At 60.7% G+C, this 23,508-nt stretch carries 27 protein-coding genes; 4 read left to right on the forward strand and 23 right to left on the reverse strand.

The genetic code is table 11. From position 1 onward, the window contains the following. Positions 1–7 precede the first annotated feature (7 nt). The 14 genes from rplB to AC27VO_RS05320 form a co-directional block, all read right to left on the reverse strand. Positions 8–832, reverse strand: coding sequence for a 50S ribosomal protein L2 (gene rplB, locus AC27VO_RS05255; protein WP_488665663.1), 825 nt, complete (start codon positions 830–832; stop codon positions 8–10). A gap of 2 nt (positions 833–834) precedes the next feature. Beyond that, entirely contained in the window at positions 835–1,149 is a 315-nt protein-coding gene (gene rplW, locus AC27VO_RS05260) for a 50S ribosomal protein L23 (RefSeq protein WP_219163514.1), read from the reverse strand. Beyond that, complete coding sequence (gene rplD / locus AC27VO_RS05265) at positions 1,146–1,769, reverse strand: 50S ribosomal protein L4 (protein ID WP_488665664.1); 624 nt, start codon at positions 1,767–1,769, stop codon at positions 1,146–1,148. The genes rplW and rplD overlap by 4 nt, the downstream gene beginning before the upstream one ends. Then, positions 1,769–2,443: a 50S ribosomal protein L3 gene (gene rplC / locus AC27VO_RS05270; protein WP_488665665.1), complete on the reverse strand. Its 675-nt coding sequence runs from the start codon at positions 2,441–2,443 to the stop codon at positions 1,769–1,771. The genes rplD and rplC overlap by 1 nt, the downstream gene beginning before the upstream one ends. Positions 2,444–2,646: 203 nt before the next feature. Further along, entirely contained in the window at positions 2,647–2,958 is a 312-nt protein-coding gene (rpsJ, locus tag AC27VO_RS05275; protein ID WP_005796953.1) for a 30S ribosomal protein S10, read from the reverse strand. Between the two features lie 25 nt (positions 2,959–2,983). Further along, entirely contained in the window at positions 2,984–4,174 is a 1,191-nt protein-coding gene (gene tuf, locus AC27VO_RS05280; RefSeq protein ID WP_488665629.1) for an elongation factor Tu, read from the reverse strand. Positions 4,175–4,348: 174 nt separating this feature from the next. Continuing rightward, the gene (gene fusA / locus AC27VO_RS05285) at positions 4,349–6,457 is read right to left on the reverse strand and encodes an elongation factor G (RefSeq protein ID WP_488665666.1); all 2,109 of its coding nucleotides are present in this window, start codon (positions 6,455–6,457) and stop codon (positions 4,349–4,351) included. 151 nt (positions 6,458–6,608) lie between these two features. After that, positions 6,609–7,082, reverse strand: a complete 474-nt coding sequence (rpsG, locus tag AC27VO_RS05290; protein ID WP_488665667.1) for a 30S ribosomal protein S7 — start codon at positions 7,080–7,082, stop codon at positions 6,609–6,611. A gap of 164 nt (positions 7,083–7,246) precedes the next feature. Further along, positions 7,247–7,624 carry a 30S ribosomal protein S12 gene (gene rpsL / locus AC27VO_RS05295; protein ID WP_012202325.1) on the reverse strand — a complete coding sequence of 126 codons (378 nt, stop codon included), beginning with the start codon at positions 7,622–7,624 and terminating at the stop codon, positions 7,247–7,249. A gap of 160 nt (positions 7,625–7,784) precedes the next feature. Next, positions 7,785–8,954 (reverse strand): D-alanyl-D-alanine carboxypeptidase family protein, encoded by a 1,170-nt coding sequence (locus tag AC27VO_RS05300; RefSeq protein WP_488665668.1) that lies wholly within the window; start codon positions 8,952–8,954, stop codon positions 7,785–7,787. Between the two features lie 40 nt (positions 8,955–8,994). After that, entirely contained in the window at positions 8,995–9,627 is a 633-nt protein-coding gene (locus AC27VO_RS05305; protein WP_488665669.1) for an alpha/beta hydrolase, read from the reverse strand. 99 nt (positions 9,628–9,726) lie between these two features. After that, positions 9,727–10,071 (reverse strand): (2Fe-2S) ferredoxin domain-containing protein, encoded by a 345-nt coding sequence (locus tag AC27VO_RS05310; RefSeq protein WP_488665670.1) that lies wholly within the window; start codon positions 10,069–10,071, stop codon positions 9,727–9,729. 12 nt (positions 10,072–10,083) lie between these two features. Next, entirely contained in the window at positions 10,084–11,181 is a 1,098-nt protein-coding gene (locus tag AC27VO_RS05315) for a VanZ family protein (protein WP_488665671.1), read from the reverse strand. Positions 11,182–11,214: 33 nt separating this feature from the next. Next, on the reverse strand, positions 11,215–11,631 hold the full coding sequence (locus AC27VO_RS05320) for a CopD family protein (protein ID WP_488665672.1): 417 nt from the start codon (positions 11,629–11,631) through the stop codon (positions 11,215–11,217). A gap of 250 nt (positions 11,632–11,881) precedes the next feature. Here AC27VO_RS05320 and hemB point away from each other — a divergent pair, with 250 nt between their 5' ends. Both hemB and AC27VO_RS05330 read left to right on the forward strand, forming a co-directional pair. Continuing rightward, entirely contained in the window at positions 11,882–12,892 is a 1,011-nt protein-coding gene (gene hemB, locus AC27VO_RS05325) for a porphobilinogen synthase (RefSeq protein WP_488665673.1), read from the forward strand. 119 nt (positions 12,893–13,011) lie between these two features. Beyond that, the gene (locus AC27VO_RS05330) at positions 13,012–14,124 is read left to right on the forward strand and encodes a magnesium transporter CorA family protein (RefSeq protein ID WP_488665674.1); all 1,113 of its coding nucleotides are present in this window, start codon (positions 13,012–13,014) and stop codon (positions 14,122–14,124) included. A 95-nt stretch (positions 14,125–14,219) separates the two neighbouring features. Here the strand turns inward: AC27VO_RS05330 and AC27VO_RS05335 are convergent, their stop codons facing one another. Next, on the reverse strand, positions 14,220–14,912 hold the full coding sequence (locus AC27VO_RS05335; RefSeq protein ID WP_488665675.1) for a dienelactone hydrolase family protein: 693 nt from the start codon (positions 14,910–14,912) through the stop codon (positions 14,220–14,222). Positions 14,913–15,062: 150 nt separating this feature from the next. On the opposite strand from AC27VO_RS05335, the gene AC27VO_RS05340 reads away from it, so the two are divergent. Beyond that, entirely contained in the window at positions 15,063–15,695 is a 633-nt protein-coding gene (locus AC27VO_RS05340; protein ID WP_488665676.1) for a MarC family protein, read from the forward strand. A 17-nt stretch (positions 15,696–15,712) separates the two neighbouring features. On the opposite strand, the gene AC27VO_RS05345 is transcribed toward AC27VO_RS05340, so the two are convergent. The 7 genes from AC27VO_RS05345 to AC27VO_RS05375 form a co-directional block, all read right to left on the reverse strand. Then, positions 15,713–16,240: a hemerythrin domain-containing protein gene (locus AC27VO_RS05345; protein WP_488665677.1), complete on the reverse strand. Its 528-nt coding sequence runs from the start codon at positions 16,238–16,240 to the stop codon at positions 15,713–15,715. A 191-nt stretch (positions 16,241–16,431) separates the two neighbouring features. Further along, entirely contained in the window at positions 16,432–17,010 is a 579-nt protein-coding gene (locus AC27VO_RS05350; protein WP_488665678.1) for a hypothetical protein, read from the reverse strand. Between the two features lie 76 nt (positions 17,011–17,086). Next, a complete protein-coding gene (locus AC27VO_RS05355; protein WP_488665679.1) occupies positions 17,087–17,305 on the reverse strand; it encodes a CsbD family protein in 219 nt (72 codons plus the stop codon). Positions 17,306–17,477: 172 nt separating this feature from the next. Next, a complete protein-coding gene (locus AC27VO_RS05360) occupies positions 17,478–18,137 on the reverse strand; it encodes an ABC-type transport auxiliary lipoprotein family protein (protein ID WP_488665680.1) in 660 nt (219 codons plus the stop codon). 11 nt (positions 18,138–18,148) lie between these two features. Continuing rightward, positions 18,149–19,126, reverse strand: coding sequence for an MlaD family protein (locus AC27VO_RS05365; RefSeq protein WP_488665681.1), 978 nt, complete (start codon positions 19,124–19,126; stop codon positions 18,149–18,151). A 2-nt stretch (positions 19,127–19,128) separates the two neighbouring features. Next, the gene (locus AC27VO_RS05370) at positions 19,129–19,935 is read right to left on the reverse strand and encodes an ABC transporter ATP-binding protein (RefSeq protein WP_488665682.1); all 807 of its coding nucleotides are present in this window, start codon (positions 19,933–19,935) and stop codon (positions 19,129–19,131) included. A gap of 3 nt (positions 19,936–19,938) precedes the next feature. After that, the gene (locus AC27VO_RS05375; protein ID WP_488665683.1) at positions 19,939–21,066 is read right to left on the reverse strand and encodes an MlaE family ABC transporter permease; all 1,128 of its coding nucleotides are present in this window, start codon (positions 21,064–21,066) and stop codon (positions 19,939–19,941) included. Between the two features lie 225 nt (positions 21,067–21,291). Between AC27VO_RS05375 and AC27VO_RS05380 the strand changes: the two genes are divergently transcribed. Next, positions 21,292–23,028, forward strand: coding sequence for a GMC family oxidoreductase (locus AC27VO_RS05380; RefSeq protein ID WP_488665684.1), 1,737 nt, complete (start codon positions 21,292–21,294; stop codon positions 23,026–23,028). A gap of 137 nt (positions 23,029–23,165) precedes the next feature. Here AC27VO_RS05380 and AC27VO_RS05385 read toward each other — a convergent pair whose 3' ends face one another. Next, positions 23,166–23,489, reverse strand: coding sequence for a hypothetical protein (locus AC27VO_RS05385; RefSeq protein WP_488665685.1), 324 nt, complete (start codon positions 23,487–23,489; stop codon positions 23,166–23,168). Positions 23,490–23,508 lie beyond the last annotated feature (19 nt).

Raw genomic sequence — 23,508 nt, forward strand, 5'->3', positions numbered from 1 at the left:
CTACCCCTTACTTCTTACGACGCGACACAATCATGCTTTGTGTGCGCTTGTTGTTACGGGTGCGGTAGCCCTTCGTCAGGTTACCCCATGGGTCAACTGCGTGACGGCCTTCGCCAGTCTTACCTTCACCACCACCGTGCGGGTGATCGATTGGGTTCATTGCAGTACCGCGGACGGTAGGACGAATACCCATCCAACGCTTCACACCGGCCTTACCGTAGCGGCGCAGGCTGTGTTCTTCGTTGGCAACTTCACCGATGGTGGCGCGGCATTCGATGTGAATCTTGCGCACTTCGCCGGAACGCATACGCACTTGGGCGTAAACGCTTTCGCGGGCCAGCAGCGTAGCGGACGCACCAGCGGAACGAGCGATTTGAGCGCCGCCTGCAGGTTGCAGTTCGATACAGTGGATGGTCGAACCCACGGGGATGTTGCGGATAGGCAGGGTGTTACCAACGCGGATAGGGGCTTCGGAGCCGCTCACGATGGTGGCACCAACAGCCAGGTTGCGAGGAGCAATGATGTAGCGACGCTCGCCGTCTGCATAGCACACCAGAGCGATGTGAGCGGAACGGTTAGGATCGTATTCAATGCGCTCAACCTTGGCGGGGATACCGTCCTTGTTGCGCTTGAAGTCCACCACGCGGTAGTGGTGCTTGTGACCACCGCCCTTATGGCGTGTTGTGATGTGACCGTTATTATTGCGACCGGCCTTTTCGGATTGCGCTTCCAGCAGAGGAGCGAAACCGGCACCCTTGTGCAGGTGGTCACGAGTCACCTTCACCGCGCCGCGACGGCCAGGCGAAGTAGGTTTGAGTTTGATAACAGCCATGATTAAGCAGCCTCCCCAGACAGGTTCAGCTCTTGACCGGGCTTCAGACGCACATAAGCCTTGCGAACATTGTCGCGACGGCCGATGGTCTTGCCAAAGCGCTTGGTCTTGCCCTTGGTGTTCACCACAGAAACGCCAGCCACTTCAACCTTGAACATCAATTCCACAGCGGCCTTGATTTCATGCTTGGTAGCGTTTTGCAGTACCTTGAATGTCACTGCGTTGGACTGCTCAGCAACCATGGTGGCCTTTTCGGACACGATGGGGGCGACCAGCACTTGCATCAGACGACCTTCGTCAAACTTGAGTGTGCTCATGCGAACATCTCCTTGAGTTTGTCGATTGCGCCCTTGGTGATGAGCACTTTCTTGTAATGCACCAGAGAAACGGGATCAGCGTAGCGGGGTTCCACCACGAACACGTTCTTCAGGTTGCGAGAAGCCAGGTACAGGTTTTCGTCGATCTCTTCGGCGATCACCATCACCGACGACTGCAGATTCATGGACTTGAACTTGTCAGCCAGAACCTTGGTCTTGGGAGTATCAACAGTCAGCGAGTCCACCACTGCCAGACGACCTTCGCGGGCCAGCTGAGACAGGATCGAAGCCATACCAGCGCGGTACATCTTCTTGTTGATCTTCTGCGTGAAGTTTTCTTCAGGCAGATTAGGGAACACACGTCCGCCCCCACGCCACAGAGGCGAGGAAGACATACCAGCACGTGCACGGCCTGTACCCTTTTGTTTGAAAGGCTTGGCTGTGGTGTGGCGAACTTGTTCGCGATCCTTTTGAGCGCGAGTGCCTTGACGACCGTTTGCACGGTAGGCAGTCACGATCTGGTGGATCAGATCTTCGTTGTAGGCACGACCGAACACGGTTTCAGGAGCGTCAAAAGTCGACGCAGCTTGACCTTGTTCATTCAGGAGTTCGAGCTGCATTAGTTCGCTCCTTTGGAAGCTTTAGCCTTGATAGCAGGACGCACCGACACGAAACCGCCCTTGGCTCCGGGGATAGCGCCCTTGATCAAGAGCAATTGGCGTGCTTCGTCAATACGAACCACGTCCAGGTTTTGGGTAGTCACGGTGTCAACGCCCATGTGACCAGTCATACGCTTACCGGGGAACACGCGACCTGGGTCTTGCGCCATACCGATAGAGCCTGGTACGCGGTGCGAACGGCTGTTACCGTGCGAATTGCGTTGTGCGCCGAAGTTGTGGCGCTTGATCGTGCCGGCGAAGCCCTTACCGATCGATGTACCTTGTACATCAACCTTTTGGCCAACGCTGAACAGATCAGCCACGGGCAGAGCGGCACCAGCTGCATACTTGGCAGCAGTGTCTTCTGTCACGCGGAATTCTTGTGTAACTTCACCGGCTTCAACGCCCGCCTTAGCGAGGTGGCCAGCTTCAGGCTTGGTCACGCGAGATGCCTTGCGTGTACCGAATGTGACTTGCAAAGCCACATAGCCATCGTTCTCTTGGGTTTTAACCTGAGTCACTCGGTTGTTAGAAACATCCACCACTGTGACAGGCACTGCGTCCCCATCATCAGTGAACAGACGCATCATGCCCACCTTGCGACCCAGCAACCCCAGGGAGTTGCTCAGACTCATTTGTTTCTCCAAAACTCTCGCCGCTGTAACTGCAATTGGCCCAGCGTTGCACCCAACCGAAATACTTCGAAGTGCACGAAAGAAGGTTAATAAAACTCCGCCAGTTTGGCGAAGCTCCAAATTTTAACGCGAACTGCTTTTTCAAGCAAGTTCGCGTTAAAAGAAGACCTTACAAGGCACCGCAAGCGGTGCCTACCAAGTTCTTATTGCAGTTTGATTTCGACGTCCACGCCAGCAGGCAGGTCCAGCTTCATCAGAGCATCAACGGTCTTGTCGGTAGGATCGACAATGTCCATCAGACGTTGGTGAGTGCGGATTTCCAGCTGGTCACGCGAAGTCTTGTTCACGTGAGGCGACCGCAGAATGTCGAAGCGCTTCATGCGTGTAGGCAGAGGCACAGGACCCTTAACGATCGCGCCAGTACGCTTGGCGGTGTCAACGATTTCGGCTGCAGACTGGTCGATCAACTTGTAATCGAAAGCCTTCAGACGGATGCGGATTTTTTGCTTAGACATTGTAAATTCCTAGCTTTCCTAAGAATTAGGCAATGATCTTAGCAACCACGCCGGCGCCAACAGTACGGCCACCTTCGCGGATAGCGAAGCGCAGACCTTCTTCCATAGCGATAGGAGCGATCAGCTTCACAGTGATCGACACGTTATCGCCAGGCATCACCATTTCCTTGCCTTCTGGCAACTCGATCGAACCAGTCACGTCCGTTGTACGGAAGTAGAACTGAGGACGGTAGTTGTTGAAGAAAGGAGTGTGGCGGCCGCCTTCGTCCTTGGACAACACATACACTTCGGAAGTGAATTGTGTGTGTGGCTTGATGGAGCCGGGCTTGCACAGCACTTGGCCGCGTTCCACGTCTTCACGCTTGGTGCCGCGCAGCAGCAGACCCACGTTGTCACCAGCTTGACCTTGGTCCAGCAGCTTGCGGAACATTTCCACGCCTGTGCAGGTGGTCTTCTGTGTGTCGCGGATACCGACGATTTCGATTTCTTCGCCGACCTTGATGATGCCGCGCTCGATACGGCCTGTCACCACGGTACCACGACCGGAGATCGAGAACACGTCTTCCACAGGCATCACGAATGCGCCGTCCACAGCACGCTCAGGTGTGGGGATGTAGGAGTCCAGAGCTTCAGCCAGCTTCAGGATAGCGGGTTCGCCGATAGCGGATTGGTCGCCTTCCAGAGCCAACTTAGCAGAGCCACGCACGATAGGAGTGTCGTCACCTGGGAAGTCGTATTTGTCCAGCAACTCGCGGATTTCCATTTCCACCAGTTCCAGCAGCTCTTCGTCGTCCACCATGTCAGCCTTGTTCAGGAAGACGATGATGTAAGGCACGCCAACTTGACGCGACAGCAGGATGTGCTCGCGAGTCTGGGGCATTGGGCCGTCAGCAGCGGAGCAAACCAAGATAGCGCCGTCCATCTGAGCAGCACCGGTAATCATGTTCTTCACATAGTCAGCGTGACCAGGGCAGTCAACGTGAGCGTAGTGACGAGAAGCGGTTTCGTACTCAACGTGCGAGGTATTGATGGTAATACCACGGGCCTTTTCTTCAGGCGCGTTGTCGATCTGCGAGTAGTCCTTAGCTTCGCCGCCGAAGTGCTTGGACAGCACAGTAGCGATAGCAGCTGTCAGGGTAGTCTTACCGTGGTCAACGTGGCCAATGGTACCCACGTTCACGTGGGGCTTGGTGCGCTCGAACTTTTCCTTTGCCATTGCAAATTCTCCGAATTAAAAGAGCAAACCTGTGTGGGGTTTTAAGGTCTGCACCGCATTGCTGATTCACTTCGCACAGGGAACAAAGTGGCATGCGATCGCAGACCGGCAATTCAACTGCGGCAAGCCCAAGGGCTTGCCGCAACCAAACGGTCGATTATGACCGATCTGAAATTACTTGGAGCGCGCTGCAACGATGGCTTCAGCCACGTTGCGAGGAGCTTCAGCGTAGTGCTTGAATTCCATGGTGTAGCTAGCGCGACCTTGGGTCTGCGAGCGCAGCGAAGTGGCGTAGCCGAACATTTCGGACAGTGGCACTTCAGCCTTGATGGCCTTGCCGCCACCGACCATGTCTTCCATACCTTGCACCATACCGCGACGCGATGACAAGTCACCCATCACGGTACCGGCGTAGTCTTCAGGTGTTTCCACTTCCACGGCCATCATGGGTTCCAGGATGACAGGGTTGGCCTTCTTCGCAGCTTCCTTGAAACCGAAGATAGCGGCCATCTTGAACGCCATTTCGTTCGAGTCCACATCGTGGTACGAACCGAAGGTCAATGTCACCTTCACGTCGACCACGGGGTAGCCAGCCAACACACCTTGCGTCAGCGCTTCGATCACACCCTTTTCAACCGCAGGGATGTATTCACGAGGCACCACACCACCCTTGATGGCGTCGATGAACTCGAAGCCCTTACCAGGTTCTTGGGGTTCCAGCGTGAACACCACGTGACCGTACTGTCCCTTACCACCGGACTGGCGAACAAACTTGCCGTCCACGTCCTTGACGGTCGAGCGCACAGTTTCGCGGTAGGCCACTTGTGGCTTACCAACGTTGGCTTCCACGTTGAACTCGCGCTTCATGCGGTCCACGATGATTTCCAGGTGCAGCTCGCCCATACCGGCGATGATGGTCTGACCCGATTCTTCGTCGGTACGCACGCGGAACGATGGATCTTCTGCAGCCAGACGGCCCAGAGCGATACCCATCTTCTCCTGGTCGGCCTTGGACTTGGGTTCCACAGCCTGTGCAATCACAGGCTCAGGGAACACCATGCGCTCCAGCACGATAGGCGCTTCTTGAGCACACAGGGTTTCACCGGTGGTCACGTCCTTCAAGCCCACGCAAGCAGCGATGTCGCCGGCACGAATTTCTTCGACTTCCACGCGGTCATTCGCCATCATTTGCACGATACGGCCGATACGCTCCTTCTTACCCTTCACAGAGTTCAGAACGGTTTCGCCCTTGCTCAGCACGCCGGAGTACACACGCACGAAAGTCAGCTGACCCACGAACGGATCGGTCATCAGCTTGAACGCCAGCGCGGAGAACTTCTCTTCGTCGTCAGCCTTGCGCGACAGCTTCTTTTCTTCGTCATCGGGGTCGGTACCGGTAACGTCGTCGATATCCACAGGAGCTGGCAGATAGTCGATCACGGCGTCCAGCATACGCTGCACACCCTTGTTCTTGAAAGCTGTACCGCACAGCATTGGCTGAATTTCCACAGCCAAAGTACGTGCACGGATACCAGCCTTGATTTCTTCTTCGGACAAGTCACCTTCTTCCAGGTACTTGTTCATGAAGTCTTCATTGGCTTCGGCTGCAGCTTCCACCAGGTTCTCACGCCACTTGTTGGCTGTTTCAACCAACTCAGCAGGGATGTCCTGGTATTCAAACTTCATACCCTGGGAAGCTTCGTCCCAGATGATGGCCTTCATCTTCAGCAGGTCAACCACGCCTTGGAAGTTGTCTTCCGCGCCGATTGGAATCACCACGGGCACAGGATTCGCCTTCAGGCGAGTCTTCATACCTTCGTAGACCTTGAAGAAGTTGGCGCCGGTACGGTCCATCTTGTTCACGAAGGCCAGACGAGGCACCTTGTACTTGTTAGCCTGACGCCACACGGTTTCAGACTGGGGCTGCACGCCGCCCACAGCGCAGTACACCATGCAAGCGCCGTCCAGCACGCGCATCGAGCGCTCAACTTCAATCGTGAAGTCAACGTGGCCGGGGGTGTCAATGATGTTGAAACGGTGCTCGGGGTAGGACAGGTCCATACCCTTCCAGAAGCAGGTCACAGCAGCAGAAGTAATGGTGATGCCGCGCTCTTGCTCTTGTTCCATCCAGTCGGTGGTCGCAGCGCCGTCGTGCACTTCGCCCAGCTTGTGGGTCACGCCTGTATAAAACAGGATACGTTCAGTGGTAGTGGTCTTACCTGCGTCGATGTGGGCCGAGATACCGATATTGCGGTAGCGGCTAATGGGGGTCTTGCGAGCCATGATTGATCCTTGATTGATCGGGGAGAGAGTCTGCGATCACCCTGCCTTGTGCGCCGGGGCCAGCAGTTCTATATGGGGGCGCCTGAAATCGAGACAAGGCCGCCGGCAAATTTTGCGAGCGGCCCGTCTGTTTCAGTCTGCTACAAGCAGATTAGAAGCGGAAGTGGCTGAATGCCTTGTTGGCTTCTGCCATGCGGTGAACTTCGTCACGCTTCTTCATGGCGCCGCCACGGCCTTCGGTGGCTTCCATCATTTCGTTGGCCAGACGTTGGGCCATCGACTTCTCACCACGCTTGCGTGCAGCTTCCTTCAACCAGCGCATGGACAGAGCCAAACGACGGACGGGACGCACTTCAACAGGCACTTGGTAGTTTGCACCACCCACACGGCGGGACTTAACTTCCACCATGGGCTTGATGTTGTTGATGGCTGTAACGAACACCTCCAAAGCGTCCTTTTCAGGTTGCTTCTTGGCGATCAGGTCCAGAGCACCGTAAATGATGCGTTCTGCAACAGCCTTCTTGCCGCCTTCCATGATCACGTTCATGAATTTGGACAGCTCTACATTGCCAAACTTAGGATCTGGCAGGATTTCACGTTTGGGGACTTCGCGACGACGTGGCATTTTTTACCTCTATCTTTGCTTCAGTTGGTGACTTTTCAGGCACCGCGAGAGCTCATCAAAGACTCTCACTTACTCGACCCACGCAAAACATTTGCGCTTCGGGTCACTACGTTTGATCGCGCCAGTCAGGCGAATCAAACACCGTTTGTCTTCAAAACCAGGGCTTACTTAGCCTTAGGCTTCTTAGCACCGTACTTGGAGCGGGACTGCTTACGGTCCTTCACGCCTTGCAGGTCCAGAGAACCGCGGACGATGTGGTAACGCACACCTGGCAAGTCCTTTACACGACCGCCGCGCACCAGCACCACGCTGTGCTCTTGCAGGTTGTGGCCTTCACCGCCGATGTACGAAATCACTTCGAAACCGTTGGTCAGACGCACCTTAGCCACCTTACGCAAAGCCGAGTTAGGCTTCTTAGGAGTGGTGGTGTACACACGGGTGCACACGCCACGGCGTTGGGGGCAGTTTTCCATAGCAGGGCTCTTGGATTTAACAACTTCGACCGTGCGGCCCTGGCGCACGAGTTGATTAATGGTTGGCATATATACGTCCCTAAACGTAAAAAACGAAAACGTGAAACCCTTCGGAAATTCCGAAAAGCCCTCGAATGTACCAGTTTGGCAAACCCGGGGCAAGTCACATGTGATTAAACGGTGGGCACCCCGGAATTACGGGGCGCACGCCGTTTGCAGTGGTTACGCCTTAGCGAATCCACAGACGGATGGTGTCCCACAGGCGGCTGAAGAAACCACCCTCGTCCACACTTTCCAAAGCGAAGATGGGCAGCTCTGCAGCCACTTGCTCCGCCACCAGCACCTTCAAGGAGCCCACTTGCTGGCCCTTGGTGACAGGAGCCATCAAAGGATCGGTGCGCACCACCTGGGTGGTCACCTTGCCTGCGCTGCCTGCTGGCACGGTCACCACCGTGGCGCCTTCGCGGCCGATCTTGATCGTGCCTTGCGAGCCCTTCCAGATTTGCGCCTCTTCCATGGCCTTGCCGGCATCAAACAGCTTGACAGCGTCATAGGCGGTATAGCCCCAGTTCAGCAGCTTCTGGCTTTCGTTGGCGCGGGCGTTGTCGCTGGCAGCACCCAGCAAAATAGAGAGCAGTCGACGCCCCCCCACATTGGGAATGTCGCGATTTGCAGTGGAAACCAGGCAGTAGCCTGCGGCATTGGTGTGACCGGTCTTCAAGCCGTCCACCGAAGGATCACGGAACAACAAGGTGTTGCGGTTGCGGCCATTGGCAGCCGGTGTGCCTTCGTAGCGGTATTCCTTGATGGCGTAGTAGTGCGTGTACTCGGGGAAGTCGCGCATCAGGCGCATGGCCAGAATCGACAGGTCACGCGCAGTGGTCACGTGGCCGGGTTCGGTCAGGCCTTCGGGGTTTTTGTAGCTGGTGCCGGTCATGCCCAGCGCCTTGGCCTGCTCGTTCATCAGGCGCACAAAGTTTTCCTTGGTGCCACCCACGCCTTCGGCAAGCGCCATGGTGGCGTCATTGCCCGACTGCACGATCATGCCCTTGAGCAGATCTTCCACAGGCACTTGCATCTTGGGGTCAATGAACATGCGCGAGCCGGGCATCTTCCAGGCTTGCTCGCTCACTGGCAAACGCTGTTCCAGCGTGATTTTTTTGGCGCGCAGGGCATCGAACGCCAGATAGGCGGTCATCAGCTTGGTCAGCGATGCGGGCTCCACGGCAGCGTCCACATCCTTGGAGGCCAGCACTTGGTTGGCCGTCACGTCCACCAGCATATAGGTGTGCGCCGCAATTTCTGGCGGTTGCAGCTGGGCGATCTGGGCGTTCGCCCAAAGGGGTGACAAGGCCGCGGTCAATGCCAGCGTACGCAGGGTCGAGAAAACAGGCTTCATGAACAACTCAGGTTAATCAGAATGACAACGGAAACGTGCTTCACCGGTGTGAAGCACTCAGGTGGCGGGCCACCAGCCCTTTGAGCAAGGGCAATTGTCCGTGGAAGAAGTGACCTCCATCGGGGACAACTGTTACAGGCAGTATCTGCGGGCGCGCCCAATCCATCACGGATTGCAGCGGCACGGTGTCGTCTTGCTCGCCGTGCACGACCAGGGTGCGCGCATGCGCATCGGCTGGCAACGTGGCGGGTTCAAAGCGGCTGGCGGCAGTGCCGACCAGCACGACTTTCTCGACCCGGCCTTCGTCCCACAGCGCGGCCACGGCGTGCGTGGTGACGAAGGCACCAAACGAAAACCCAGCCAGCGCCAGCGCGCCCTGGGGCGCGACCTGGCGCACCACGTCGACCAGGTCTTGCGCCTCGCCCCGACCGGCATCGTGCACACCTTCGCTGGCACCCACGCCGCGGAAGTTGAAACGAATGGCCTCCCAGCCCTCCTGCACACAGGCACGCGCCAAGGTTTGCACCACCTTGTTGTCCATGGTGCCCGCAAACAGCGGGTGGGGGTGAGCAATCACCGCCACGCCCCGGGGCGTGCCAGCGGTGCGGTCGCGCAGGGCTTCAATCAAGCCTGCTGCGCCGGTGAGGGTGAAACGTTCGGTTTGGGCGTTCAAGAGCAATACCTTGTGTAACTACCTAATTCATAGCTGCTAGCGCTTGATATACAAGGGCTAGCAGCCAAAAACAATCTCAATGACTCGTGGGAGTCGGTTTCAGCGGCCAAGTTCCGGCGGCACGAGCAAACGCTCCACCACTTCGCCATGCTTGAGGTGCGATTCGACGATTTCATCAATGTCGGCCTCGTCCACAAAGGTGTACCACGTGCCTTCAGGGTAGACCACGGCCACCGGGCCTGCGGCGCAGCGGTCCAGACAGCCCGCCTTGTTCACACGAACCTGGCCTTTGCCTGCCAGCCCGGCTGCCTTGACGGCCTGCTTGCAGTGGTCAAAACCTGCCTTGGCGCCGTGCAGGGCGCAGCAGTCTTCGCCGTTGGGGCGCTCGTTCAGGCAAAAGAAAATATGGCGGTTGTAGTAACCGCTGGAGGTGTTGTCGCTCATGATCCGGCCATTCTAGGAGTCCGCCTGCCGCTGGGTCAGGCTCAGCGCCACATATGCAAGCACCGCATAGGGCCAGATCCAGCCCAACCATTGCCCCAGCCCGTAAAAACGCATGAAACGCCCCTGCTCCCACGACTGCAGCGTGTCGGCAAAGTAGGGGTTCAGCGGTGCCTGGTTGAGCCAGTTGAGCTGCCACATCAGCACCAAAATCAGCAACACCGCGCACCAGCGGCGCGGCACCGGCAAGGCGCAGGCCGCCAGCGCCACCGCAGCCATCACCCCCACCTCGGTAGGCAGGGTCAACCACTCCCAGGCGTGGTTGGGGCCGTACGCCATGGTGGAAGACAGCCCCGTGGCCGCCAGCCCCGCCACCACGGCCACCGCCGCAAACACTGCGCGGCGGCCTTTGTGCGCAATCAGCATATAGCCCAGCAGGCAGGGTGCCATCAGCCCCAGCATGACGCACAGCACCTCGGCGCTGGGCAACAGCGGCACCACCGATTCTTCGCGCAGCGGCAACCAGTCCATGAACGGCGTGCCTTCCAGCCACTCATCCAGGGTGGTGTCCAGCCGCTCCAGCACCTGGCCCAAGCCAAAAGGCAGCGCCTGCGGAAACAGCAGGGCCACGGGCCACAGGCCAATCAGCACCAGTCCGCCGTGCGGCTGTGCGCCAAACCAGCGCTCACGAAACAAACTCCAGCGGTCCAGCGCGCCCAGCCACTCCAGTGCCGCCGCGACCAGCGCCCCCACCAGAACACCAGCGGCGTTAAGCACGAAATCCATATTGGACGGCACCCGGCGCGGCAGATAGATCTGCAAAAACTCCATCCCCAGCGACAGCGCAGAACCGCACAGCACCGCCAGCGGAATCGACCAGCCATGCAGACCACTGCGCAAGCTCCCCAAAGCCAGCAAAAAGCCCAGGGGGGCATAGCCGACGATATTGATCGTCAGGTCAAACCACGTCCAGTACGGCGGGGGCAGCGGCGCTGTGACAAACACCCACGGCGAAATGCCTTGCGCACGCCAGCCCTCAAACGGGAACAGGCTCGCAAACACAATCAGTGCGGTGTACAGCAAGGCCAGCGGCCATGCCGAAGTTTTGAACACAGGCGCCCCCTATGGTTTGGGCCGAGGCAGTTGTTAGAAAGGTTTGACGACGACCAGCACCACGATGGCCATCAGCAGCAGCACCGGCAGCTCGTTGTACCAACGGAACCAGCGGTGGCTGCGCTGACAGGTATTGGCCACCAACTGGCGCAAGATGGCCGCGCAGCTGTAGTGGTAGCCCACCACCACCAGCACCAGGGCCAACTTGGCGTGCAGCCAGCCACCGGCAAAGCCGTAGCCCAGCCACAACCACAGGCCCAGACCCAGCGCGGGCACGGCCAAGATGGTGGTAAAGCGCAGCAGCCGCTGCGCCATGCCGATCAGGCGCTCACGCTCGGCCACCGAGCCCGGCGTGACCATGGCCAGGTTCACAAAAATGCGCGGCAGATAAAACAAACCCGCAAACCAGCTGGCCACGAAGACGATATGAAAAGCTTTAACCCACAACATACCCCCAGTGTAAGGGGCGGGGCTGGGACAAAAAAAAGCCCGGCAGCGCCGGGCTTCGAAAATCCTCCGTTAAGAGGCCTGCTCAGGGAGGTGAAGCAGGGAAGGCGGTACGCCGCTTTCGAGGGCAAATCTAGCAATCGCGCTGGGGGGCGTACACCGGGACTATCCCCAAGGCTGCTGCCACACAGGCTTAACCTGTGTCAAGCGCACCACCTCACAAGGATGAACGGACAGGCGCACAATGGTGGGCATGCATCTGTCTAGCCCTACCCCTTTCCCGCAAAGCCGTCCGCGCCGTCTGCGCCGTGACGCCTTCACCCGTAACCTGGTGCGTGAAAACCACCTGACAGCCCATGACTTCATCTACCCCGTGTTTGTGCACGAGGGCAGCAACCGCCGCGAAGCCATCACCTCCATGCCCGGCGTTGACCGCCTGAGCCTGGATTTGCTGCTGCCCGTGGCCGAAGAGTGCGTCAAGCTGGAGATTCCCGTGCTGGCGCTCTTCCCCGCCATTGACGCGCACCTGAAGACGCCCGATGGCAAGGAAGCCTTGAACCCCGACGGTCTGATCCCCCGCGTGGTGCGCGCGCTGAAAAAGGAATTCCCCCAGCTGGGCGTGATGACCGACGTGGCACTGGACCCCTATACCAGCCACGGCCAGGACGGCATCCTGGACGAAACCGGCTACATCCTGAACGATGACACCGTGGAAGTGCTTGTCGGCCAGGCGCTGACCCATGCCGAAGCCGGTGTGGACATGGTGGCCCCCAGCGACATGATGGACGGCCGCATTGGCGCCATCCGCGAAGCACTGGAGCTGCAAGGCCACATCTACACCCGCATCATGGCCTACAGCGCCAAGTACGCCAGCAGCTTCTACGGCCCCTTCCGCGATGCCGTGGGCACCCGTGGCGCCCTGGGCAAGGCCGACAAGAACGTCTACCAGATGGACCCCGCCAACTCCGACGAAGCGCTGCGTGAAGTGGCCATGGACATCGCCGAAGGCGCGGACATGGTCATGGTCAAGCCCGGCATGCCGTACTTGGACATCGTGCGCCGCGTCAAAGACGAGTTCAAGGTGCCCACGTTTGCCTACCAGGTGTCGGGCGAGTACGCCATGATCAAGGCCGCCGCCCAAAACGGCTGGCTGGACCACGACGCCGTGATGATGGAAGCCCTGCTGGCCTTCAAGCGCGCCGGTGCCGACGGCATCCTGACTTACTTCGCCATCGACGCGGCCAAAAAGCTGCGCGGCCTGTAAGCTGCGGGCTGTACGCCTGCCACCATCCAAGGCAGCCTGCGGGCTGCCTTTTTCTTTATTTGATAGCTGAAAGCGCTTGTCACTCCTGCGCTTTCTGCCTATTTGATACCTAAGCCGCCATGCGCCTGCTGCTGATTGAGCCTGTCACCAAACACGTGCAAGACCTGGGCACCTGGCCCACGACAGACGCCGCCCCCCTGCCACCCGCCACGGGCAGCCAGTTTTACTGGCTCTCGTGCGAGCGCAGCGAGTTCGAAGACCAGCTGGCCACCGTACAAGCGCTGCTGCAGCAGCTGTGCGGCACGCCCTTGGTGGACCTGCACATCTCGGACTTGCTAAATGCGCACATCCCCTCGACGTTCGACTACACGTCCGACTACGACGTGCTGCTGTTTCGCCGCCTGGACCAGCCCGCCGCCACCAGCCCCAAAACCAGCCTCAAGGGGGTGGAGACCGCGCCCGTCGGCTACGCAGTGTTCGACACCTTGCTGCTGAGCGTGCACCCCACAGACTGCCCCGTGCGCGCGCTGAGCTTTCAGCGCCTGCTGCACCCCACGGCGCCGAGCCCCGAAAAACGCGGCGTGACCGGGCGCTTTCCGCCCAGCAGCGCCGACCTAATGCTGCGCCAGATCGACCAGATGGTGGACGGCTACCTCAGCCTACGCCGCGACATGGCCAAGCAGATTGATGTCTGGCAGATGCAGCTGCTCAACCCCAAATCGCGCTTCAACGACTGGGGCAAAGTGCTGCAGGCACGCCTGGGGCTGCACCAGCTCGATGAAATCTGCGAAGACCAGCGCGCCGCCATGCAAGACTGGACGGACGCCCTGCCTTCGTGGGAAGACGAACACAGCAGCCCGGCCGAGCGCCGTGCCCTGGAGCTGCTGCGCGTGCGCTCCAGCGACGTGCTGGAGCACATTGAACGCGTGATCCACCACGTGCACCGCATGGAACAAAGCGCCGAGGCCGCCGTCCAGATGCACTTCTCGGCCCAGAGCAACCGCGCCAACGACATCATGCGCACACTGACCACGCTGACCGCCATCTTTTTGCCGCTGAACCTGATTGCCGCTGTGTTCGGCATGAACTTTGACGTGCTGCCGCTGGTGCACAAGGAAGACGGCTTCTGGTGGGCCATGGCCGCCATGGCAGCGATTGGCATCGTGCTGCTGGTCTTTTTCTGGCGCCGCCGCTACATCGAAAAAGCCAGCTTGCTGGGCGATAACGATTAAAAAGCAGAGCAGCTAGCGCCTGCTAACCCTGCACTTCCGCACAAAACTGGCTTGAAGTGCTTGGTGCACCAGCGCTAGCCGCTCCTTTTCTTCAATCAAGCCTGCAAGTGCTGGTCAAAGAACGCCAGCGTGCGGTCTTTGGCCTGAATGGCACTGGGCTGGTCGTAGCTGCCGCGCTGGTCACAATTGAAGCCGTGGTCCGCCTCATACACATGCACCTGCACCTGCGGTTGCGCGGCGCTGAAGGCCTGCACGCTGTCCAGCGAGATGTGGGCATCGAGCCGGCCGAAATGCGCCATCACCGGCACATGCGGTGCGCGCGCCATCTCGGGCGGCACTGTCATGCCGCCACCGTAGTAGCACACGGCGGCCGCAATCTCGTCGACCAGATTGGCAGCGCGCCAGGTCAGTAGCCCGCCCCAGCAAAAGCCCACCATGCCCACTTTGGCGCCGCTGTGCTGCTGCGCCCATTGCGCTGCAGCGCGAATGTCCTGCAGCACGCCCTCGCCCGGCAGTGCCTCGGCTGCGGCCTTGAGCTGCTTGCCCGCTGTCATGCCTTCGGCGTCGTAGCCCAGTTGCACATCAAACTCCATGCGCGTGAACAGCGCCGGGGCAATCGCCAGAAAGCCGCGCGCAGCCAGGCGGTCGGTGACGGCACGAATATGGGCATTCACCCCAAAAATCTCCTGCGCCACCACAATGGCCCCACGCACCGGACCGTCGGGCTCGGCCACCCAGGCGGGAATTTGCGTGCCATCTTCTGCCATTAGTTGTACAAACTGGCCCATGTATGCTTCTCCTGATCGTTGTTCTGACGTTCGGCCCCTGACTGCCACGGGCCCACACGCTCCAGCTCTATAGACTTCGTCCATTTCACCGCTGACTTTAAGCAATCTGCGCGCCACTGGCACAGCAACTTACCGCAGGCCCGAGCACCCATGGATTTAAAACCGCTGATCACCCTGGTCGCCATCGTCAACCCCCTGGCGATCGTGCCTTTCTTCATTCACTACACCGAGGGCTTCAACACCCAGCAACGTGCGCAAACCATCCGCACGGCGGCCTTCAGTGCTTTTGTGGTGATTGCGGCCTGTGCCTTGATTGGCCTGCAGGTGCTGGACTTCTTCAACATCTCGCTGCAGAGCTTTCAGGTGGGCGGCGGTTTGCTGCTGCTGATCAGCGCCATGAACATGCTCAACGCGCGCCCTGCCGAGGAGCGCCGCCACGAGGACACGCTGGAGGCCGGCGCTGAAAAGGCCGCCATGGGCAACAGCATTGCCGTGGTGCCGCTGACCATTCCCCTGCTGACCGGGCCAGCCGCCATGTCGACCGTGGTGATTTACGCCGACCAGGCCGCCACCTTCTGGCAGCACCTGGCGCTGGTGGGCTATGGGGTGGTGGTGGCTGCCGCCGTGTGGGCCAGTTTTTCCATGGCGGAGCCGATTGCCCGCGTGCTGGGCAAGACGGGCATCAATGTCATGACGCGGCTGATGGGCCTGATCCTGGCCGCGCTGGCCGTCGAGGTGATGGCCGGTGGCTTGATGAAGATTTTCCCTGTGCTCGCCGGCTAAAGCACAGGCTGGCGCGCTTACAGCGCGGCGTGTGCCACTTTGTCCGCTTCGGCAGCGTGCTGCGCGTGATCTCCAGGGGTGGAGCAGGCGCCGCCGCAACCGCTGATCGGCGTGGCGGGCAAGTCCTGTGCATGCGTCATGGCACCCGTGGCCGGGTCAAAACCCAGGCCTTGCATGTGCTGCGCCAGCGCCGCATCCATGGTTTGTGCGTGGTAGCTGAACCAGGAGGCCAGCTCCGGCGTCATGCCGCGGACCATGGTGTACTCGCCCTCCTCACAGCGCTTGCCGCCTTCGCGCATGATCTCCAGCACCACTTTGTGCTGCGTGGCGTGGCAGTTGCCCACCGCAAAGCCGGTGGCTACCATCCAGCGGTCTTCCTGGCCAAAGTGCTCTTCCGTATGCGCGATCAGGGACTGCCACAGCGGGGCCAACGCCTCGTCCGGCGCACGCTCCACAGCCGCCAGCAGTTCCACAAACTCTTTGTGCGTTTCATCCATGGCCGGAACGTTCAGCTCCAGGTCTGCGCTCCACTCCAATGTCGCCATCGTGCAGCTCCTTGCTTCTATGTGGGGGACAAGGGCGTGAGCTTAGGGTGGACATTGCCAAGGGATTTGCGGCACATCAAACACATTTCGCCGCAAGGCCTTGACCTACGCTTTTTTGCGGGTGAACGCGAAAAAGCCCCGACATGCGGGGCTTGGAGGTGTTCAAAGCGCGCCGCACGGGCGGCGTCGCCTTACTGGGCAAACTTGCGCTGGGCGTCGTTGTGGCACTGGTCCTTGGCATCACCCGTCAGGGCATTGCAGCGTTCGCGGGCCGCTTTGTACTCCGCCTCACGCACATGGCTCGCAGCGTCCTTGCGCACCTCGGACACATGGGCCGCCTTGGCCGTACCTTGCTTGCTGGTGTCCGCGCGGGCATCGGCCACCTTGGCCGCCTCCAGCGCCTTGACATGTTCGGCCTTGGCGTCCTTCTCGCACACGTCTTCGGCGTGGCCCTTCAGATCGTCACACCGCTCCTTAGCCACCTCGTAGGCAGCATCTGCCTTGGCCTTGGCGAGGTTGTGACGGTGTTTCTCGGTATCTTCCTTGCGCACGTCCAGCTCCGCCTCAGCCACTTTTTTCTGGCCATTGGCTTCGGCTTCGCACACATCCTTGGCATTGCTCTTCAGCGATTTGCACTGGGTTTTCGCTGCGTCATACGCGGCATCGATCCGCTGGCTCTCCGCACGGATCTCTTCATGGGTCAGTGCGAAGGCCGAGGTACTCAAACAGGCGGCCACGGCAAGCGCAGCCCAACGTTTTTTCAATGGCATGGGGAACTCCTCATTGCATGAGATGGCAACAAAGCAGACATGGGCCTGGCGCCCATGCCTGTGGGCAATCCGTGGCTTACTCGTCCCAACGGAAGTCGGGGTTGCGCTTTTGCCAGTCAGTCAGCTGTTTCTCGGCTTCCTCTTTGGCAATCCCCTGGCGCTCTTGCAGCTTGCCCAGAAACTGATCGCGCTTGCCGGCAATCACATCGACGTCATCGTCGGTCAACTTGCCCCATTGCTCGCGCATCTTGCCCTTGAATTGTTTCCAGTTTCCTGCGATACGGTCTTCGTTCATGGTGACTCCTTGCGGTGGATTCAGTGACGCTGCCGCGTATATCGCTATTCAATAAATAGCAACAAGCGCAATGCAGCACGCACTTCCACTGTAAAAAGTACCGCTTGTCTGTGGCGTAGTCGATGCAGGCGATGAACGGTCAGACCAGGACTTCCCTGCCTGAAAGACAGGCTCAGCGCTGCACAGGCACCGCCGCCAGCAGCCATTGCTGCATCTGCGCGCCCACCGCATCAACCGCCAGCGACAGTGCTTGCACCCCGCCAGAGGCGCTGGCCGCCGCGGAGGGCTGGCGCACATCAAACACCTGCTGGTCCAGCAGCACATCCCCCTGAGGCGCCGGGTCTACCAGCGTGGCACGAATGCGCACCCAGCCTGCGCTGTCCTGCGCACTGGTGAAGAGGTGGCTGAACTCTTCCAGCGACAGCCGCAGCACCGGCACCTGCCGCCCCTGCACCGAAGGCGGCATCTCGCCCGCTTCTGCCGACAGCACGATGCGCCCGCCCTGACTCAGGTGCTCGCGCAGCCGCTGCAGCACCATTTGCGCAGGCGGCAGCCCCCAGCGTGCTTGGCTGTAGGTGTGCAGCAACTGGGCATCGGCATAGGCCAGGCGGTAGTGCATGCCGGTGTTGCCCTCGATCTGCAGCGGCGCCTGCATTTGCGCCAGCGCAATGGGCTGCAAGCCCACGCCTGGCGCCGCCAGTGCAGGGGCAGCGCCCAGGTCATAACGCGCCATCGACTGCGGCGGACTGGGGAAATTGGCACAACCGGCCAGCAACCCCATCAATGCCCCGGCAAGCAGCCACTGGATTCGTTTGGTATGCGTGCTTTGCATGGTGCGCTTTCTCATGGTTGGGGTTGCGGGGCCACAAAACCGGCTTCACCCGGCCCGGGGGCGCCACGGTTGCCGTAGATCAGCGACTGTGGGTTGTCGCCGATTCCCGAGGCGGCGCTGCCCAGGCGGCGTGCCGCTGCAGAGACATCGCTAGCCGCCTGGTTGATACCGGGCAGCGTGGCGCGGTCAAAGCGCTCGGCCGCCCGCGCCATGGACTGCGTGCCCTGGGTGATTTGATCCAGCGCCCCACCAGGGCCTTGCACGGCTTCGGTCATCGTGCGTACATCATGTGCCAACGCTCCGGCCTCATTGCCTGCCCGCTCCATGGCTTGCATGGCTTTGCGCGCGTCCTGCGCCATGGCGGGAAACTCCTTGACCGCAGGTGCCACCTGATCGCGCAAGGTGGTGTTCATGGCCCGCGTGACCTCGCTCACATTGCCTGCGGCCTCCGACAGGTTCCCCAGCAGGCTGCTAAAGCGCGCCTGGTTGTCATCGCCCAGCAATTGATTGATGCGTTTGGTGGCCTCGTCCACCTTACCCAGAATCGTCATGCCCTGATCGGCCAGAACGCTCAGAGGGGAAGACTTCATCGGCAGGCGCGGCAGACCGCTGGCGCCGTGTGGCAGTTCGGTGCTGGTCTCGGTCACATCATCGAGCTGGATGTGCGCAATGCCCGTCACCCCCTGGTAGCCCAGCATGCCGTAGGTGCCCGTGGTGGAGACGGGGGCCTTGCTGTCCACGGCAATCCGGATCAGCACATTGCCTTTTTGCACATCGTCAAAGGTAATATCCGTGACCTTGCCCACGGCCACCCCTTTGTAGCGCACCGTGGCCTGGCTTTGCAGCCCACTGATGGCGTCGGCCGTAGACAGTTCATACACCGTGTATTCGTGGCGGTCGCGCGTCAGCCACAGGGCCATGCCCGCCAGCAACACGGCCAGCGCCAGCACAAACGTGCCTGCCGCCATGGCGTGTGATTTGTTTTCCATACTCAATCTCCTCCCTGCGGGGCGGGCGCCATGGCACGACGGCCGCGCTCACCCTGAAAGAAAGTTGCAATAAAGGGGTGCTGAAACTGCGCGACCTCGCGCGGAGCACCCGTCACGATGACTTTTTTCTCGGCCAGCACGGCCACGCGGCTGGAGAGTGCAAACAAGGTATCCAGATCATGGGTAACCATGATCATGGTCAGGCCCAGCTCGGCATGCAGCTCTTTCAGCAAGATGCAGAACTCGTCGGAACTGGTCGGGTCCAGCCCTGCGGTGGGCTCGTCCAGTAGCAGCAAGGGCGGATCCATGATGAGCGCGCGCGCCAGCGCCACGCGCTTGACCATGCCCCCTGACAAGTCAGCCGGCATGCGCGTGGCGTGCTCCGGCTTGAGGCCCACCATCTGCAGCTTGATCATGGCGGCTTCATCCACCATCGCATCCGGCAATGTGCCCTGCTCGCGCAGGGCAAAACCGATGTTCTGCAGCACGTTGAAGGCGGAATACAGTGCACCGTGCTGAAACAGCATGCCCACCCGCGCGGCAGCGCCCTCCTGGCACAGCTCAACCGCCGGTCTTCCTAGCGTGGTGACACGGCCTTTGCCGGGCTGCAGCAGGCCCAGAATCTGGCGCAGCAATACGGTCTTGCCTGTGCCGGAGCCGCCCACGATGGACAGCATTTCGCCGCGGTACACCGTCAGATCCAGGTCCTGGTGCACAGCGAAGGCCTTGTCGCCTTCGCCAAAAATGCTCCAGAGCTTGTCGACCTCGACCACAGGCTCAGCAGGGGTGGCGTGGGAAGTCAGTGTCACGGCTTAGAACCCCACATCCTTGAAAGCAATCGCAAAAATGGCATCCACGATGATGACCATGGTGATGGACGAGACCACCGATGCCGTAGTGCCCTGCCCCAGACTCTGGGTGTTGGGTTGCACGCGCAAACCCCAGTGGCAACCGATCAGGGCGATGAACACCCCAAACACCACCGACTTGGCCATGGCCAGCACCAGATTACCCACTTGCACGGCATCGGGCAGGGCCTGCCAGAAGTAGGCTGCAGAAATACCCATCGTCATGTCGGCCGCCAACATGCCCCCGCCCAGCGCGGCCAGGGTCGTCCACAGGCTGATGAGCGGCATGGCCAGCGCCAGCGCCATGGCACGCGGCATGACCAGCCGGAACCCATGGCGAATGCCCATGACCTGCATGGCATCCAGCTCTTCGGTGACGCGCATCACCCCGATCTGCGCCGTGATGGCCGAGCCAGAGCGGCCCGCCACCAAAATGGCGGCCAGCAGCGGCCCCAGCTCGCGGATCAAGGAGATACCCAAGATATCGACGATAAAAGCCTCAGCGCCGAACTGCCGCAGCTGCAGTGCCATCAAATAGGCCAGCACCACACCAATCAAAAAACCCACCAGTGCCGTGATGGGCAGGGCCGTGGCCCCCATGCTGTAGAGATGGCCCGAAAAATCGCGCCACGAGCCTTTGCGCGGGTGGCGCAGCAAATCGCCCAGATCCAGCACCAGCTGGCCAATCAGCTGCACCAGGTGCTGAAAATGCTCCAGCGCCCGCAGCACCAGCAGGCCCAGCTGGTTCACACGCCCCATCCAACCCAGCTTGGCGGGCTTGGGAATGGGTACCTGCTGCAAAGCCGCAATACGCGCCAGCATGGCCCGCTGTGCGGCGCTGGCACGCAGCTGAGCAGGCCAGGCGTGTTGCCAGTGGCTCCACAGCAACTGCGCACCAATGTGGTCCAGCCACTGCAACTGCTGCAAATCCCAGCCCACGGTGCGTTGGCTGCGCAGGCCCTTGAGCGCTTTTTGCACGGCCTCCCAGTGCGCATGCTGGCCCAGCTCTGCCGCCCCCCAGCGCCCTTGCAGCTGCACCCAGGCGCCCTCGTCATCCGAGGTCAGGTGTAAGCGGGGAGAGGTGTCTGTCATAGCGCCCTATCAAGCCAGAAGTGCCTGAAGCTTACAAGCTTTCTTCCCAATGACCGAAGGCAGAGCGCCAGCCCCCGTGTCAGCCACCTTGCTGCAGCGCGTGGCTCCGCCCGTCGTGGACTACACGCTTTCCCTATCGACAGACGGTGGCATCTCCCCACAATGAATGCGCCAGCGCCCACTTCGGGCGACGGGATTTCAGCCTCTTTCTGACTGCGCCACCTCATGAGCGACACCACTTTCGACTACATCATCATTGGGGGCGGAACCGCAGGTGCTTTGCTCTGTAACCGCCTGAGCGCCGACCGCAATGTGCGGGTGCTGCTGCTTGAAGCGGGCCGCAAGGACGACTACCACTGGATCCACATCCCCGTGGGCTATCTGCACTGCATTGGCAACCCGCGCACCGACTGGCTCTACCAGACCGAAGCCGATGCAGGCCTCAACGGGCGCAGCCTGCGCTACCCTCGCGGCAAGACGCTGGGAGGGTGCTCCAGCATCAACGGCATGATTTACATGCGCGGCCAGGCCCGGGATTACAACCAGTGGGCGCAGCTGACGGGTGACGACGCCTGGAACTGGGACAACGTGCTGCCCGCCTTCAAGCGCCACGAAAACCACTGGCGCCTGGATGCCGGTCAACCCGAAGATGCGGCATTTGCCGCGCTGCACGGCGGCAAGGGCGAGTGGCGCGTGGAAAAGCAGCGCCTGCGCTGGGACATTCTGGATGCGTTCTCTACTGCCGCCCAGCAGGCCGGCATTCCCGCCACCCCGGACTTCAACGCGGGCAGCAACGAGGGCGTGGGCTACTTCGAAGTCAATCAGAAAGCCGGGCTGCGCTGGAACACGGCCAAGGCATTCCTGCGCCCCACCTGCTACGGCCGCCCCAATTTTGAGATGTGGACCATGGCCCAGGCCACGCGCCTGATCACCGAGCGGCAGCCCGACGGCAGTCTGCGCTGCACGGGGGTGCAGGTCTGGTCGGGCGACGGCCTGGAGCAAGTGACGGCCACCGAAGAAGTGATCGTCTGCGCCGGTGCCATCAACTCGCCCCAGTTGCTGCAACTGTCGGGCATTGGCCCGGCCGATTTGCTGCACAGCCAAGGCATTGCTGTGGCCCACGACCTGCCCGGGGTGGGCGCCAATCTGCAAGACCACCTGCAGATCCGCTCGGTCTACCAGGTCAGCGATGCGCCCACGCTCAACACCCTGGCAGCCACCAGCCTGGGCAAGCTGCGCATTGGCTGGGAATATCTGCTGCACCGCTCCGGCCCCATGAGCATGGCGCCCTCGCAGCTGGGCGCGTTCACCCGCAGCCGCCCGGGGCTGGAACACCCCAATTTGCAATACCACGTGCAGCCGCTGTCGCTGGATGCCTTTGGCGAGCCGCTGCACAGCTTCCCCGCCTTCACTGCCAGCGTCTGCAACCTCAACCCAACCAGCCGTGGCACGGTGCGCATCCGCAGCACCAGCTTTGAAGATGCCCCGGCGATTGCCCCCAACTACCTGAGCACCGAGGCCGACCGCCAGGTCGCCGCCGAGAGCCTGCGCGTGACACGCCACATCGTCAGCCAGCCCGCGCTGGCGCGCTACCAGCCGCAAGAGTTCAAACCCGGCGAGCAATACCAAACCGATGAAGAGCTGGTGCGCCTGGCCGGTGACATTGCCACCACCATCTTCCACCCCGTGGGCACCACCAAAATGGGCCGCGATGACGACCCCATGGCCGTGCTGGACAGCCGCCTGCGCGTGCGCGGTGTGCAGGCGCTGCGCGTGGTGGACGCCGGGGCCATGCCCACCATCACCAGTGGCAACACCAACAGCCCGACGCTGATGCTGGCAGAAAAAGCGGCGCAGTGGATCCGCGCTGACCGCAAGGCGCGCAGCAGCCAGGTGCCGCTGGCAGAAGCCATCACAGCCCCCAGCCGCGCTGTGGCACCCGCGCATTCGCTGACGGCGTAGATCTCATCAGGCGCTACGCCGTCAAAAAGAGAGCGCGTAGCGCCGGTCAAGCTTACTCTTCCAGCTGATTTGACCGCCAACCGCAGCATTGACAAGCATCAACCGCTCTCTTTTTTAATAAAGCAGCAATACAGCGCTCAGCGCAAACCGCCGACGTAGCGCTCACCCTCATCGAGCGGCGGCGCACTGCTGGCCCGCAGGCTGTGGCCCACGCGCTCCACCAGCGGCACGGTGGCAGGCTTTTGCGTGTTGCCCGCGCGCACCAGCGTCTCCAGCCGCTGGGCCAGCTCGGCCAGGTTGTCGTCACCCGTCTCCCGGGCCTGCTCCCGTGCCACCCGCACCACTTCGCGCGCGTAGTCATCGTTGACGGCCATCCAGTCCGTATCCGTCACGCGCCCGGCCTTGCGCCGCAAGGCCACATGCAGATGCGCGGCCACGGCGACCCGTTCAGTGTTTGCCATTGCGTCCCTCCTTGCTGCT

The organism is Comamonas sp. 14P8.1.4 (assembly GCF_057799285.1).